This window comes from Streptomyces sp. 2P-4 (assembly GCF_030167965.1).
GTDB classification, from domain to species: Bacteria; Actinomycetota; Actinomycetes; order Streptomycetales; family Streptomycetaceae; genus Streptomyces; species Streptomyces globosus_A.
Genome location: NZ_CP095011.1, coordinates 437,898 through 452,881, shown reverse-complemented (window position 1 = coordinate 452,881; position 14,984 = coordinate 437,898). Strand labels below are relative to the sequence as shown.

Below are 14,984 nucleotides of genomic sequence, written 5' to 3'. Positions count from 1 at the left end.
CTCATCGCCGCCACCGCCGAGCCGGCCCACGCCGGGCCGACACGTCGTGACGAGGCCTTGGGAAGCCCGGGCCGCGGCGTCCGTCCTCCCCCCCCCCGTCACATGCGGGCGCCGAAGTTCTGCGTCCACCACGGGCCGCCGGGGCCCTGGCGGAGGCCGACGCCTATGTCCTTGAAGGAGCAGTTCAGGATGTTCGCACGGTGGCCGTCGCTGTTCATCCACGAGTTCATGACCGACTCGGCGGTGCTCTGCCCGCGGGCGATGTTCTCGCCGTACGTCGCCCACCGGTAGCCCGCGGCCGTCGTCCGCTCGCCCGGGTCGGACCCGTCCGGGGCCGTGTGCGAGAAGAAGTTCCGGCTCGCCATGTCCTCCGAGTGCCGCTGCGCAGCCTTCCGCAGCTGCGCATCGTCCTTCAGCGGGCCGCAGCCCGCCTTCGCGCGCTCGGCGTTGACGAGGGCGACGACCTGGCCCACCGGCCCCTGCGGGGCGGGCACCGGCGCCGGGGAGGCGGGCCCCGGGGCCGACGGGGACGGGGTCGGCGCGGCAGCGGAGGCCTTGCCCGCGCCGGAAGGGCTCGCCGACGCCGGGGCCGAGGGAGACGCCGTGGCCGACGGGGACGGCGAGGCCGAAGCGGAGGCGGACGGCTGGGCCGGGCCGCTCGGCGACGGGCCGGCGGACTCGCCCGCGGACAGCGCGTTCAGCGGAGCTGCCGGCGCGGCGGCGCCGTCCTCGCCGACGGAGCCGGGGAAGCCGCCCAGGTAGGCGAGGCCGCCGCCCGCGACGCACGCCGCGAGCACGGCGCCGCCGATGGCCCGCCGCCGACTGCGCCGCCGCTTGCGCAACACGCTCCGGCCACCGCCCGCCGCGCCACCGGCACCACCCTCCGCGGAGCCGGCCGGCGCAAGCCGGGTCACGGCCTCGCCGTCCCCGCGACCGCCGTCACCGGCACCGAAGCCACTGCCGTCGCCGCCGTCCGCCTCCGCAGCGGCGGCGAAGCCGTGGCCGCCGCCGGCCGTGCCGCCGAGCGGCGCCTCGTACGCGGGCGCCCAGCCGGCGGACGCCGCCTGGCCCTCCGCGAACCCGCCCGCCGCGTACGCCGCGCCCGCCGGGGCGAACCCGCCCGCGGCGGCCGACCGCACCCCGGCCAGCAGCGCAGCCGACACAGGCACCAGCGCCAGGCCCGCCAGCAGCCCCTCCGCCGGGAGCAGCCCGTTCCACAGCCCGGAGCACCTCAGGCACTCGCGGGCATGCCGGGCTATTCGCTTGCGCCACAGCGTCGACGGCTGCCCGTCCCACGAGGCCGTCACCGCGGCCAGCGCCTCGCACGGCGGCTGCGCCGCCAGCGCCCCCTCCACCACGCGCGCGGACTCCAGCTGTGCCTTCATCCGCTGCACCCGCACGGCCGTGTGCTGCGGCGTCAGCTCCAGCGCCGCGGCCACCTCTGCCCGGGTCAGCTCCCCGGCGCACTCCAGCCACCACAGCGACAGCAGGGCCCGGTCGTCCGGCTCCAGCCAGCGCGTGGCGCGCGCCGTCTCGCGGCGCTGCCCCTCCAGGGCCAGCCGGACGACGGTCAGGTCGACGAAGTCCGCCCCCGGGTCGGCGAGCTCCCAGGCCGCCTCCAGACCGCTCTCACCCGGCGCGGTGCGCCGGGCCTGCCAGTACGCCCGCACCCGGTTCATCGCGATGGCCACCAGCCACGAGCGGAAGCTTTCGTCCGATCGGAGGGTGCCCAGGCCGTCGAGGGCCCGCAGCATCGTGTCCTGCACGACGTCGTCCACGTCGACGGAGCCGTTCATGGCGCGCCCGACGATGTTGTAGACCAGCGGCAGGTACGCGCTGACCAGCTCGTCCTGCGCGCGGAGGTCTCCCGCGCGGGCTGCCGCGACCAGCTCTGCCGTGTGCTCTGAAGTCATGTGAGGTTCCCTGTCCGTCCCGGCGGTCGATGATGCCCGATACCTGGGAGACCGTCGACCGGAGCGCGGATAACACCTATCCGGAGGACTTCTTCGAAAAAACTCGCGGGATCCGCGGGGTCCTCGAAGCGTTCCCCGCCGTGCGGGTGCGAACGGGCGGTCCGGCAGGTCGCTCACGACAGGACCCGGTGGCCGGCGCCGGGCCGGCGCCGCGTCGGGCCGCCCGCCCCCGCCAGACCGGCGCGACGGAATCCGCGAAATGAATTGGATCTCCGGCCCCGGCCATGGCATGGTTGGTCTCGCCGAAGGGGTGTAGCTCAGCTGGCCAGAGCGTCGGTCTCCAAAACCGAATGCCGCAGGTTCGAATCCTGTCGCCCCTGCTCCACGCGGACCCCCGGTCCGTCCCCAAGGCCCAGCAGGCCCAGCCGCTGGGCCTTCGGCCTGCCTGGACCGGCCGGCCGGTAGAGCGGTCTTGATGCGGATCAGGGTGGAGGTACCCCCATGCGCCATGTCTCCTTGGGCAGTTCAGGTCTTCAGGTGTCGGCGGTCGGGCTCGGCTGCAACAACTTCGGCGGGCGGCTCGACGCCAAGGAGACCCGGGCCGTCGTCGACGCCGCCATCGACGCGGGGATCACGCTCCTCGACACCGCCGACATCTACGGTGGCCGGGGCGGCTCCGAGACCCACCTCGGGCAGGCCTTGAAGGGCCGCCGCGACCGGGTCGTCCTCGCCACCAAGTTCGGCTACGACGGCGTCGACATGGGGTACGGGCCCGCAGCCGGGTCGCGCGGCGGCCGCGGCTACATCCGGCGCGCCGTCGAGGAGTCACTGCGCCGCCTGGACACCGACCACATCGACCTCTACCAGCTGCACAGCCCCGACCCGGCCACCCCGATCGCCGAGACGCTGGCCGCGCTCACCGAACTCGTCACCGAGGGCAAGATCCGCTACATCGGCCACTCCAACCTGAGCGGCCGGCAGCTCGCCGAAGCCGCCCACACCGCGCGCGAGACGGGCACGGTGCCGTTCGTGTCGGCGCAGAACGAGTGGTCGCTGCTCCAGCGTTCCGCGGAGGCCGAGCTGGTCCCCGCTGCGCTCCACTACGGCGTCGGCGTGCTCCCGTACTTCCCGCTGGCCAACGGGCTGCTTACCGGCAAGATCCGGCGGGGCGCGCCGGTGCCGGCCGGCTCCCGGCTCGAAGGCCGCGACGCGTACCTGACCGAGCAGCGGCTGGACACGGTCGAGGCGCTCGCCGCCGTCGCGGAGAAGCACGGGCGCAGCGTGCTGGAACTGGCCGTCGGCTGGCTGTCGGCGCAGCCGGGCTGCGCGTCCGTCATCGCGGGCGCCACCTCGCCCGAGCAGGTACGGGCCAATGCCGCGGCCGGAGCGGCCCCGCTCGACCCGGAGATCCTGGCGGAGGTCGACGCGGCGGCCCCGGCACCGGGCACCGCGGCCTGATCCCGGGACGGGACGCGACGCGACGGGGCGGGGCGGAGCCGGCCGGATTCGAACCGGCGTCCTCACGGTTTTGGAGACCGCGCGCGACGACCTCTGCGCTACGGCTCCGCCCCTTGCCGCGGAGTCTAGTGCCGTGGAAGGGGCGGCCCTGCCCGCGGGCTCAGGAGACGATGTCCTTGCGGGCGAAGCCCCTGAACGCCAGGGCCGTGAGGACGAGGGCGTACGCCACGGACACCGCCGCTCCCTTCGCCATGCCGCCCCATTCCAGGTGCGGCTGGAGGGCGTCCGCCCAGGCGAACTGCCAGTGCGCGGGCAGGAAGTCGCGCCAGGAGCCGAGCGCGGTCACGGCGTCCAGCACGTTGCCCGCGATGGTCAGCCCGACCGCGCCGCCGACGGCGCCCAGCGGGGCGTCGGTGCGGGTGGACAGCCAGAAGGCGAGGCCTGCGGTGACCAGCTGGGAGACGAACACGTACGCCACCGCCAGCGCCAGCCGGGGCAGCGTGTCACCGGCCGGCAGGGCGCCGCCCGCCGGGAGCTGAAGCGGCCCCCAGCCGTACGCGGCCGTGCCCGCCGCCAGCGCGACCGCCGGCAGCAGCACGATCGCCGCCAGGCTGAAGCCCAGTGCCACGACGAGCTTGCTCCACAGCAGGCGCGCCCGCGGCACCGGCGCCGCCAGCAGGTAGCGCAGCGAGGACCAGGACGCCTCCGAGGCGACCGTGTCGCCGCAGAACAGCGCCACCGGCACCACCAGCAGGAACCCGGCCGACACGAACAGGCAGGTGGCGGCGAAGTTCGCGCCCGACGCCGTCGCCGTGTCGATCAGGGTGATCCGGTTGTCGCCGCGGCCGCCGTCCCGGTCGCCGCCCACCGCGAACGCGATCATCATCACGAACGGCAGCGCGGCCAGCACCGCGCCCATCACCAGCGTCCGCCGGCGGCGCCACTGCCGCAGGGCCTCCACGCGCAGCGGCAGCGTCCGGCCAGGCCGGTATCCCGCGGCGACTTCCGCCATGGCGCTCACGCCGTACCTCCGATCAGGGTCAGGAACGCGTCCTCCAGCCGCCGGTGCGGCCCCACCGCACTCACGGGGACCTCCAGCCGCACCAGTTCGGCGACCAGCTCGGCGGCCGTTCCGCCGCCGAGCCGGACGAGCAGCCCGCCGTCGCAGCGCGCCGCCGACTCCACGCCTTCCAGGGCCGCCACCTTCGCGACGGTCACCTCGTCCACCGGCCCGTCGACACCGACCAGCAGGGTGTCCCCGCCGCCGGTGATCTCGCCCACCTCGCCCGCCTGCACCAGCCGGCCGCGGTCCATGACGACCAGGTGGGTGCAGGACTGCTCCACCTCCGACAGCAGGTGGCTGGAGACGATCACCGTCCGGCCGCCCGCCGCGTAGCGGACCATCACCTCCCGCATCTCGCGGATCTGCGGCGGGTCCAGCCCGTTGGTCGGCTCGTCGAGGATCAGCAGGTCCGGCAGCCCGAGCATCGCCTGGGCGATGGCGAGCCGCTGCCGCATGCCCTGCGAGTACGTGCGGACGGCGCGTTCCAGCGCGTCGCCGAGCCCGGCGATCTCCAGGGCCTCCGCCATGTGCGCGTCGGCGGCCGGGCGGCCGGTGGCCTGCCAGTACAGTTCGAGGTTCGCCCGCCCGGACAGGTGCGGCAGGAAGCCCGCCCCCTCGACGAACGCGCCGACGCGCGACAGCACCGGCGCCCCGGCCCGCACCGGGTGCCCGAAGACGCGGATCTCCCCGGCGTCGGGCGAGATGAGGCCCATCAGCATCCGCAGCGTCGTGGTCTTGCCCGCGCCGTTCGGCCCGAGCAGCCCGAGGACCTGGCCCTGCTCCACGCGGAACGACAGGTCCCGCACCGCGTACCGGTCCCGGGACCCGGCGTACCGCTTCGTCAGGCCGGTGATCGCGAGGGGTACGCCGGCCAGGGCCGGGTCCGGCCCTGCGGGGCCCGGGTTCCCCGCATTCCGGGGCCGGCGCCGGATACCCAGCAGCAGGGCCGCCAGGAGCGCCGCACCGAGCGGCAGCCCCCACGTCCAGGCGGGCAGCCCGGCCGCGGCCGTGCGCACCCCGTCGGCGACGGGCACGGCCAGCGGCCCCTGCACCGAGACGGCGTACGAGGCGGGGGCCGCCGGGGAGGCGTATCCGAGATCGGTGGCCGACACGACGAGGCGCAGCCGGTGCCCGGCCCGCACGGCGTGGTCGACGGCGGGCAGCCGCAGCTCGACGGTCCGGCCCTGCTGCGCGTCCGCCACCCGCAGTGGCGCGACCAGCTGCTGCGGCAGCACCTGCTGCCGGCCGTCGGGGCCGACGTCGTACACCTTGCCGAACAGGACGGCCGACCCGTCGGGGGCCGTCGACCGCACGCGCAGCGACACGGTCGGCGTCCCGGTGATCCGCACGTCCTGCGCCAGCGGCTCCGACTCGAACCGGGCGTGCTGCCCGGGGAAGTCCATCGCCAGGCCCGTCCCGAAGGCGGCGAGCTGCCCGCCGACGCCGGGCACGGACGACAGCGCGGCCGGGGTGCCGCCCGCCGGGTTGGCGAACACCTGCTCCGCAGGCCGGCCGGCGAGCGCGAACTCGCGGCGCCCCGCGGTCAGGCCCGGGTAGGCGTCGCCGCTCGCGCCGCGCAGGCGGACGGCGCCGTCGGTGGAGTCCATGCCGCCGGAGCGGGAGACCCGGAAGGCCGGGCCGGCCGCGGCCGACCCGTCGCCCTTGAGGTGGCGGTCGAACCAGGCGGCGACCCGGTCCTCGACGCGATGCGTCTCGCGGGCGCCGCCGTCGTGGCCGCCGGCCGCCCAGTCCACGGCGACGGGAGCACCGTTCGCGGTGATCGCGCGCGCCATGGCGTCGGCCTGGTCGAGGGGGAAGAGGGAGTCCGCCTGGCCCTGCACGATGAGGGCCGGCACCCGGATGCGGTCCGCGACCGCGGACGGGCTGCGCGCCTCCAGCAGCGCGCGGGCCTCGGCGTCGGGCGCCCCGGCCGCGGCGACGCGCTCGTACATGGCGCACAGCTCGGGCCGGAACCGGCCGCACGCCCCGGCGCCGCCCTGCGCCGGGGCCGCGGCCCCTGCACCGGCGTCCGGCCCGTCCGCCGCGGGCCCGCCCGGGGCAGCGCCCCCGGGGGCCGTGCCGGCGCCGCCCGCGTCCGGGGCTGCCTCGGCCGGTCCGGCCGGCCGGATGCCGCCGGCCGAGCCGGTGGTGAAGAACAGGCCCGCCCACAGCTTCTTGAAGACGCCCTGGGGGAAGAGGGCGTCCGCGAGGTTCCAGTACGTGATCTGCGGGGCGATCGCGTCGACGCGCCGGTCGTGGCCGGCGGCCAGCAGCGAGACGGCCCCGCCGTACGAGGCCCCGGCGATGCCGACGCGCGGGTCGCCGGAGCCGTCGAGCTGCACCTCCGGGCGCGCCGCCAGCCAGTCGAGCAGGCGGGAGACGTCCTTGACCTCGTACTCGGGGTCGTTGAGCCCGATGTGCCCGCCGGAGCGGCCGAACCCGCGCGCCGACCAGGTGAGTACGGCGTACCCGTCGCGGGCGAGCCGCTCGGCCTGCGCCCGTACGTCGTCCTTGCTGCCGCCGAAGCCGTGCCCGAGCAGCACGGCGGGGCGCCGTCCCGCACCGCCCGCCGTGAAGTACGACGTGTCGATCGCGGCGCCGGGCATCTCCAGCACCTTGTCCTCGCGGTGTACGGCCCGCTCCCCGCGGGGCGCGGCGGCGGACCAGGTGCCCGCCCCCGCGACGACGGCCAGTGCGGCCGCGCCCGCCAGCAGGCGGCTGCGGCGGCGCCGGGGCAGCGGGAGCTTCGGCAGTCGGAGCGTCATACCGGAACCCTAGACGCAGCGGCGGACCCCGCCGAGCCGCCCTGGGTCGGACCCGGCGGCCTCCTTGAGGACTACACCGGCCGTAGCGGCGTACCGCACCCGCGGTATGCCGCCGGCGCGGCACGCCCGCGGCCGCCCCGGCGCACCGCCCGCCGGAGGGAGCCGGGACCGGCCCGGGCCGGGCTGCGGCGGGGTCCCGGCGGCGGCAGGATGGCCGCATGCTGCTCGCCGACGTCGCCCGCGTCTCCCGGGAGGTCGCCGGGGCCTCCGCCCGGTCCCGCAAGACCGCCCTGCTCGCGGAGCTGTTCGCCGCCACGCCCCCGGAGGAGGCGGCCCTCGTCATCACCTACCTCGCCGGACGCCTCCCGCAGGGGCGGCCGGGCCTCGGGTGGAGCACCCTGGGCCGGCACGTCGAACCGGCGGACCGCCCCTCCCTCGGCGTCGCCGACGTCGACGCCGCGATCACCGGGCTGGCCCTGCTGTCGGGCCCCGGATCCCGCGACGCACGGCAGCAGGCCGTGGCGCGCCTGCTCGCCGCCGCCACCGAGCCGGAGCAGCGGTTCCTGCGCAGCCTGCTCTCCGGGGAGGTCCGCCAGGGCGCCCTGGACGCGGTCGCCCTCGACGCGGTGGCCGCGGCCGCCGGCGTCCCGGCCGCCGAGCTGCGCCGGGCCGTGATGCTCGACGGCTCGCTGCCCCGCGTGGGCGCGGCGGTCCTGACCGCGGGCGCTGCGGCGCTGCGCGAGGTCGCGCTGCAGGTCGGAAGGCCCGTACAGCCGATGCTCGCCGCGACGGCGGGATCGGTCGCGGAGGCCCTGTCGGCCCTCGGGCCGTGCGCGGTGGAGGAGAAGCTGGACGGCATCCGCGTCCAGGTGCACCGGGACGGCGAGTCCGTCCAGGTGTACACGCGCTCCCTCGACGAGATCACCGGCCGGCTGCCGGAGGTGGTCGAGGCGGCCCGCCGGTTCGCGGGGGACCGCTTCATCCTCGACGGCGAGGTGATCGGGCTGGGGCCGGACGGCCGTCCCCTGCCCTTCCAGGAGGTCGCCGGCCGGGTCGGGTCGCGGCTGGACGTGGAGACCGCCCGACGGACCCTGCCCGTCACCCCGTGCTTCTTCGACGTGCTGGCCGCCGGCGGCGACGTCCTGCTCGACCTGCCCGTCCGCGAGCGGTACGCGGTCCTCGCCGCGCTCGTCCCCGAGCGGTTCCGGGTCCGCCGGCTCGCCGTGGAGGATCCGCAGGCGCAGGCCGGCGCCGCCGAGGAGTTCTGGTCCGAGACGCTGCGCCGCGGCCACGAGGGGGTGATGGCCAAGGCCCTGGGCTCGGCGTACGCGGCCGGGCGCCGCGGCCGCAACTGGCTGAAGGTCAAGCCCGTCCACACCCTCGACCTGGTCGTCCTCGCCGCGGAGTGGGGGCACGGCCGCCGCACCGGCCTGCTGTCGAACCTGCACCTCGGCGCGCGGGCCGCCGACGGCGGGTACGCCATGCTCGGGAAGACGTTCAAGGGGCTCACCGACGAGATGCTGCGCTGGCAGACCGGCCGGCTGCGCGAGCTGGCCGTGGCGGACGACGGGCACACCGTGCACGTGCGGCCCGAGCTGGTCGTCGAGATCGCCTACGACGGTCTCCAGCGCTCCCCGCGCTACCCGGCCGGGGTCGCGCTCCGCTTCGCCCGGGTCCTGCGGCACCGTCCGGACAAGAGCGCCGACGAGGCCGACACGGTGGAGACGGTGCTCGGCCCCGCGGGCGGCGGCCGGACCCCCGGCGACGACGCCTGACAACCCGCCCCACCAGGCATTTTTACCTCAGAGGCAACGCAGATTGCCGCAGAGGTAAGTTTCTGGCTCAATCGGCACATGACACCTGGTCCCGCCGACCCGGGAGCCGGCGAGCTGCCCGCGGTCGCCCCGCAGCTGCGCGAGCTGCGCCGCCGCTCCGGGCTGACCCTGGAGGCCGCCGCCGCGCGGGCGCGGCTCTCGCCCGCCCACCTCTCCCGCCTGGAGACCGGCCGCCGGCAGCCCTCGCTGCCGCTGCTGCTCGGCCTCGCCCGCACCTACGGCACGACGGTCTCGGAGCTGCTCGGCGAGACCCCGGCCGTGCCCGACCCCATCGTACGCGCGGGCGGTCCGGGCGCCCGCGAGGCCGACGGCTGGACGTACTGGCGGGCCGGCGGCTCCGGCCGCGGCATGCAGGCGCTGCGCGTGCACGTCCCGCACGGCCGCAGCCAGGGCGAGCTGGTCCGCGTCCACCCCGGCGAGGAGTGGCTGTACGTCCTCGGGGGCCGGCTGCGGCTGCACCTGGGCGAGGCCGAGTACCTGCTGGACCCGGGCGACAGCGCCCACTTCGACTCGCTGACCCCGCACCGCATCGCTGCCGCCTCAGCGGCCGGCGCCGATCTGCTCTTCGTGCACACCCTGCTCCAGAGCACCCTCGCCGGGGTGTGCCTGGGCGGTGGCGCGACCACCCACCCCTGACCAAGCCGAAGCCAAGGAGCCCCGACCCATGCGCCAGCAGTTCAAGTTCCCGCGCGGCCTGCTGATCCGGCTGATCGCCTACCTCTTCGTCGGCCACCTCTTCGCCTTCTTCGTCTACCTCCTCTTCCTGCTCGGCGGACAGAACCAGTAGGAACCCGCGCGGCCGTCCGCGCACGGCTCTGGGAACCTCCGGGCCGCACCGCTACCCTCCGCGCATGATTCCCACGGTTGTCTGGGGCACCGGCAACGTCGGCCGTCTGGCCATCCGCGCCGTCGAAGCCCATCCGGCGCTGCGCCTGGCCGGCGTCATCGTCCACCATCCCGACAAGGTCGGCCGCGACGCCGGCCGGCTGTGCGGGCTCGACCGCGACACCGGCATCACGGCCACCGACGACATCGAGGCGGTCCTGGCCGCACGGCCGCGCGCCGTGGTCTACGCGGCGACCGGCGACACCCGCCCGGACGCCGCCCTCGCCGACGTCACCCGCGCGATCCGCGCCGGCGCCGTCGTCGTCACCCCGGCCCTCTACCCCCTCTACGACCACCGCAACGCCCCGCCCGGGTTCCGCGAGCCGGTCGCCGCCGCCGTCGCGGAGGGCGGCGGCTCCCTGTTCGCCTCCGGGGTCGACCCGGGGTGGGGCAACGACGTGCTGCCCGTGCTCCTCAGCGGCCTCGGCACCGACGTCGACGCCATCCGCTGCCAGGAGGTCTTCGACTACTCGACGTACGACCAGCCCGACTCCGTCCGCGACCTCGTCGGCATGGGCCGCCCCATGGACCACCAGCCGATGATGCTCCTGCCGTCCGTCCCCACCATGGTGTGGGGCGGGCAGATACGCATGATGGCCCGCGCCCTCGGCGTCGAACTCGACGCGATCCGGGAGACGGTGGAGCGCCGCCCCCTGGAGGAGACCGTAGCCACCCGCTCCATGGGCGTCTTCGAGGCCGGCACGCAGGGCGCCGTCCGCTTCGAGGTGCAGGGCGTCGTCGCGGGCGAGCCACGCCTCGTCATCGAGCACGTCACCCGCATCCACCCCTCCTGCGCCCCGGACTGGCCGCTGCCGCCGGGCGGCGGCGACGGCGCGCACCGCGTCGTCATCGAAGGCCGGCCGCGGATCGAGGTCACCGTCGAGGCCGAGGACGACGGCGCGAACCGGTCCGCGGGAGGCAACGCCACCGCCGTCGGCCGCCTGGTCGGCGCGATCGACTGGCTCGCGGACGCCGAACCCGGCCTCTACGACGCCCTCGACGTGCCGCTGCGCCCCGCCGTCGGCAGACTCGGAAGGGAACGGGCATGACGGACATGAGGATCGACGTCCCCGAGGGGCGGCACCCGATCGAGTACGTGTGGGGCGACATGGTCCCCGGGATCGGGCCGGCCGCCGCCGGCTTCTCCCTCGCGGTGTACGCGCACACCACGCTGGGGCTGCGGGAGTTCGAGGCGGCGCGGCTGCGCGTGGCGCAGATCAACGGCTGCATGTTCTGCCTCGACTGGCGCACCGAGCGCGACGGGCGGAAGGTCGAGGAGGAGTTCGCGGACGCGGTCGCCGAGTGGCGCACCACGGACCGCTTCGACGAGAGGACCCGGCTGGCCGCCGAGTACGCGGAGCGGTACGTCCTCGACCACCACGGCCTGGACGACGGGTTCTGGGAGCGGATGGGCGCGCACTACAGCCAGGTGGAGGTCGTGGAGCTGACCATGAGCATCGGCTCGTGGCTCGCGTTCGGCCGGCTCAACCGGGTGCTGGGCCTCGACAGCGTGTGCGTGCTGCCCGGGCACTGACGGGGCGGCGGCGGTGCGGGGCCGGCCGGTGGGGCGGCCCCGGTCGTCGTCCGCGGGGGCGGGCCGCGCTACAGGTCGTTGGCGATGATGTGCTCGATGTTGCGCTCGGCGAGCGCGGTGATGGTGACGAACGGGTTGACGCTGGTGTTCCCGGGGATCAGCGCGCCGTCGATCACGTAGAGGCCCGGGTGGCCGTGGAGGCGGCCGTGGTTGTCGGTGGCCTTGTCGAGGACCGCGCCGCCGAGCGGGTGGTAGGTGAGGTGGTCGCCCCAGACCCTGCCGACGCCGAACAGGTCGGAGCGGTAGATGGTGCCCTCCTTCGCGTTGATCCGGTCGAAGATCGTCTTCGCCATGTCGATGGAGGGCTGCTTCCAGGCCCGCTGCCAGTCGAGTTCGACGGCGCCCGTCGCCGCGTTGTACGTGAAGCGGCCGCGGTGCGGGTTGCGGGTGATGGACAGGTAGAACGAGGCGTACGTCTCGATGCCGGTCGGCAGGGGTGCCACCTCGGCGAAGGCGCCGCCGGCGTCCCAGTTGTCGATGCCGCCGCAGGGGATGGCGGCCTGCACCCGGCCCGTGGGGTCCCACAGGTGGTTGGCGCGGCCGCACATGACGTTGCCGTTCTCGCCCCAGTGCCGGCCGATCTCGCCGTTCAGGCCGGGCAGGGCGCCCGTGGCCCGGAGCCTGACGAGGAGCTTGCTGGTGCCGACGCTGCCCGCGGCGAAGAAGACGCGGTCCGCGGTCACCGTCTTGGCGGCGGTGGTCGCGCCGCCGGTGTCGAGCTGGTCGACGGCGACGGTGTAGCCGCCGCCCGGCGCCGGCGCGACGGAGGTGACCCGGTGGAGGGCCGAGACGGTGACCCGGCCGGTGGCCGCGGCCCGGGCGAGGTAGGTCTGCTGGAGGGACTTCTTGCCGTGGTTGTTGCCGTAGAGGATCTCCCCGGCGACCGCCGACTTCGGGACGGTCCCGGCCGCCTCCTGCTCCATGTAGTCCCAGTCGTACACGTCGGGCACGAACACGAAGGGGAACCCGGCGCGCTGGGCGTGCCTGCGGCCGACACGCGCGTACTGGTAGCAGGCCGCGGAGTCGAACCAGTCCGGGTCGACGAGGCCGACGCCCAGCTCGGCGTTGGCCCGCGGGTAGTAGGTCGCGTACATCTCCCCGGCGTCGACCGTGGGCAGGATGGCGGCGAAGTGGGAGCGCCTGGGGGTGACGGCCATGCCGCCGTTGACGAGGGAGCCGCCGCCGACCCCGCGGCCCTGGTAGACGGTGATCCCGCCCAGCTCCTCGGCGTCGAGGATCCCGGTGTAGCGGGGGATGTCCTTGTCGAGGGGGAAGCCGAGGAAGCTGCTGAGGGGCTGCCTGGTGCGCGTGCGCAGCCAGTACGAGCGGCGGTCGGGGCTGGTGGTGTGGCAGAAGATCTTGCCGTCCGGTCCGGGCGTGTCCCACGCCATGCCCATCTCCACCATGTGGACGGGGACCCCGGCCCGGGCGAGCCGCAGCGCGGCCACGGAGCCGCCGTAGCCGGTGCCGATCACGAGAACCGGTACGTGCGCCCCGGACACGAGGGGGCCGGCCGCGGTCGCGGGGTGTGCAGCGGCCCGGGCGGGGGCGGTGGCGGTGGCGGACAGCGCCACGGCACCGAGAAGAGAACCTGTTCCAGCGATGAATCCGCGCCGGGAGATCCCCGGCGATCCGTTTCCGTGCGGGGGGTGGTGGCTCATGTGACGTTCCTCACTCTCTGGCGGTGCAACGAGTTCTACTGCCAGCTGCGAGTGAAGTCACGACACGCGTCCCGGTAACTTCCGGGCCGCCGGGGAGGCGCGCGGGTCAGGCGGCGGGAGGGGGCGCTGAGCCCGTGCCCCCGGCCGGCGGCTCCAGAGGGGGAGCGGCCAGCGAGCAGTGGGTGCGGCACTGCGGGTGGCACGGGGCGGCGGGCCGCGGGCGGCGCACGGTCGTCCAGGCCAGGGCGGAGCCCGCCACCAGGACCGCCGCGCACCACACCATGGAGCGCCCGAACGCCTCGTCGAAGAGGTCCGCCGAGCGGTACGCCTCCGGGCCCATTCCGGCCAGCAGGGGGAGCGCGGCCACCGCCAGCAGCCCGGCCGCGCGGGCGACCGCGTTGTTGATGCCGCTGGCCAGGCCCGCCCGGCCCGGGTCCACCGAGGCCAGTACGGCCTCCGTCAGCGGAGCGACCAGCGTCACCATGCCGAGGCCCAGGACGACCATGGCGGGAAGCACGTCCGTCGCGTACGGGGCGCCCGGCCCGGCCCGCAGCATCAGCAGCATCCCCCCGGCGCACAGCAGCGGGCCGACGGTGAGCGGGATCCGGGGCCCGATCCGCTCCCCGAGGGCGCCCGACCGCGCCGACAGCAGCAGCATCAGCACGGTCGGCGGGAGCAGCGCCGCCCCGGAGGCGAGGGCGGAGTACCCGCAGACGACCTGGAGCTGGAGCACCACCAGGAAGAAGAAGCCGCCGAACGCGGCGTACACGCACAGGGTGACCAGGTTGACCGCGGTGAACAGCCGGGACGCGAAGATGTCCGGCGGCACCATGGGGCGGGCCCGCCTCCGCTCGACGTACACGAACGCGGCCCCGAGCAGCACCGCGCCGACGGCCGAGGCGGTCACCAGCGCGGCCCCGGACCGGGCCTCGATCAGCGCGTACGTCAGCAGGGCGAGGGCGGTTGCGCCGAGGAAGGCGCCGAGCACGTCGAACCGGCCGTGCGCCGCCGGGTCGCGGGATTCGGGCACGTGCCGCAGGGCGGCCGGTACGCACACCGCGGCCAGCGGCACGTTCAGCAGGAACACCCAGCGCCAGCCGGGCCCGTCCACCAGCCAGCCGCCCAGGAACGGCCCGACGGCCGCGCCCACCCCGCCGAACCCGGACCACAGGCCCACGGCGCGGGCGCGGTCGGCGGGGGCGATGGAACCCTGGATCAGGGCCAGCGAACCGGGTGTCAGCAGCGCCCCGCCCACCCCCTGGAGGGCCCGGGCGGCGACCAGCACGCCCGCGTTCGGGGCGAGCCCGCACAGCAGGGACCCGGCCGCGAACCACGCGACGCCGAGCACGAAGATCCGGCGCCGCCCGAACCGGTCGCCGAGGGCGCCGCCGACGAGGATCAGGCCGGCCAGTGTGAGCAGGTACGCGTTGACGGTCCACTGCAGGACGGCCAGGTCGGCGCCGAGGTCCTCCCCGATCCGCGGCAGGGCCACGTTGACGACGGTCGAGTCGAGCAGGGCCATCGTCGAGCCCAGCACCGTGACCAGCACGATCCACCGCCCCCGCGCGGTCGCCAGGGGGACGCCGCCCGCGGCCCCGCCGGCGGCGGACGGCGCGGCGGGCTTACCCGCCGAAGCGGGCCCGGAGGGTGCGGAACCGGTCACGTCCCCAGGCTCGCGCGCCGGGCGGGCAAGGGCCACCCGGCGGGCGCACATACGGCTCGTTAGGCGCTCTTGTAATGGCCATGACTCTCCTTCACCATGACCGCGCACGTCACGCACGCCTTATCCGCACAACCTGCACACGGCGTA

The 14,984-nt window shown here is 75.7% G+C and carries 11 protein-coding genes and 2 tRNA genes; 7 read left to right on the top strand and 6 right to left on the bottom strand.

All coding sequences use genetic code 11. The features are described from left to right. Nucleotides 1-98: 98 nt before the first annotated feature. On the bottom strand, nucleotides 99-1,913 hold the full coding sequence (locus MUK52_RS02070) for a sigma-70 family RNA polymerase sigma factor (protein ID WP_284574330.1): 1,815 nt from the start codon (nucleotides 1,911-1,913) through the stop codon (nucleotides 99-101). A 306-nt stretch (nucleotides 1,914-2,219) separates the two neighbouring features. On the opposite strand from MUK52_RS02070, the gene MUK52_RS02065 reads away from it, so the two are divergent. Together MUK52_RS02065 and MUK52_RS02060 are read left to right on the top strand one after the other, a co-directional pair. Beyond that, nucleotides 2,220-2,293: transfer RNA gene (locus tag MUK52_RS02065), tRNA-Trp, on the top strand. A 121-nt stretch (nucleotides 2,294-2,414) separates the two neighbouring features. Continuing rightward, on the top strand, nucleotides 2,415-3,371 hold the full coding sequence (locus tag MUK52_RS02060) for an aldo/keto reductase (protein ID WP_114055533.1): 957 nt from the start codon (nucleotides 2,415-2,417) through the stop codon (nucleotides 3,369-3,371). Between the two features lie 33 nt (nucleotides 3,372-3,404). On the opposite strand, the gene MUK52_RS02055 is transcribed toward MUK52_RS02060, so the two are convergent. From MUK52_RS02055 to MUK52_RS02045, 3 genes are all read right to left on the bottom strand, one after another. Then, nucleotides 3,405-3,479: transfer RNA gene (locus MUK52_RS02055), tRNA-Trp, on the bottom strand. 52 nt (nucleotides 3,480-3,531) lie between these two features. Continuing rightward, nucleotides 3,532-4,383: an ABC transporter permease gene (locus MUK52_RS02050; RefSeq protein ID WP_114058654.1), complete on the bottom strand. Its 852-nt coding sequence runs from the start codon at nucleotides 4,381-4,383 to the stop codon at nucleotides 3,532-3,534. A 5-nt stretch (nucleotides 4,384-4,388) separates the two neighbouring features. Further along, on the bottom strand, nucleotides 4,389-7,199 hold the full coding sequence (locus MUK52_RS02045; protein WP_114055534.1) for an alpha/beta fold hydrolase: 2,811 nt from the start codon (nucleotides 7,197-7,199) through the stop codon (nucleotides 4,389-4,391). Between the two features lie 218 nt (nucleotides 7,200-7,417). Here MUK52_RS02045 and MUK52_RS02040 point away from each other — a divergent pair, with 218 nt between their 5' ends. The 5 genes from MUK52_RS02040 (at nucleotide 7,418) to MUK52_RS02020 (ending at nucleotide 11,453) form a co-directional block, all read left to right on the top strand. After that, nucleotides 7,418-8,974, top strand: coding sequence for an ATP-dependent DNA ligase (locus MUK52_RS02040; protein ID WP_284574328.1), 1,557 nt, complete (start codon nucleotides 7,418-7,420; stop codon nucleotides 8,972-8,974). Nucleotides 8,975-9,052: 78 nt separating this feature from the next. Further along, nucleotides 9,053-9,670, top strand: a complete 618-nt coding sequence (locus MUK52_RS02035) for a helix-turn-helix domain-containing protein (RefSeq protein ID WP_114055536.1) — start codon at nucleotides 9,053-9,055, stop codon at nucleotides 9,668-9,670. Nucleotides 9,671-9,698: 28 nt separating this feature from the next. Then, the gene (locus MUK52_RS02030; protein ID WP_114055537.1) at nucleotides 9,699-9,821 is read left to right on the top strand and encodes a DUF6126 family protein; all 123 of its coding nucleotides are present in this window, start codon (nucleotides 9,699-9,701) and stop codon (nucleotides 9,819-9,821) included. A gap of 64 nt (nucleotides 9,822-9,885) precedes the next feature. Next, nucleotides 9,886-10,968, top strand: coding sequence for an NAD(P)H-dependent amine dehydrogenase family protein (locus tag MUK52_RS02025; protein WP_114055538.1), 1,083 nt, complete (start codon nucleotides 9,886-9,888; stop codon nucleotides 10,966-10,968). Nucleotides 10,969-10,973: 5 nt separating this feature from the next. Beyond that, the gene (locus tag MUK52_RS02020) at nucleotides 10,974-11,453 is read left to right on the top strand and encodes a carboxymuconolactone decarboxylase family protein (RefSeq protein WP_284581632.1); all 480 of its coding nucleotides are present in this window, start codon (nucleotides 10,974-10,976) and stop codon (nucleotides 11,451-11,453) included. Between the two features lie 68 nt (nucleotides 11,454-11,521). Here MUK52_RS02020 and MUK52_RS02015 read toward each other — a convergent pair whose 3' ends face one another. Together MUK52_RS02015 and MUK52_RS02010 are read right to left on the bottom strand one after the other, a co-directional pair. Next, nucleotides 11,522-13,174: a GMC oxidoreductase gene (locus MUK52_RS02015; RefSeq protein WP_114055539.1), complete on the bottom strand. Its 1,653-nt coding sequence runs from the start codon at nucleotides 13,172-13,174 to the stop codon at nucleotides 11,522-11,524. Between the two features lie 106 nt (nucleotides 13,175-13,280). Then, entirely contained in the window at nucleotides 13,281-14,837 is a 1,557-nt protein-coding gene (locus tag MUK52_RS02010; protein WP_472912661.1) for an MFS transporter, read from the bottom strand. Between the last annotated feature and the right edge of the window lie 147 nt (nucleotides 14,838-14,984).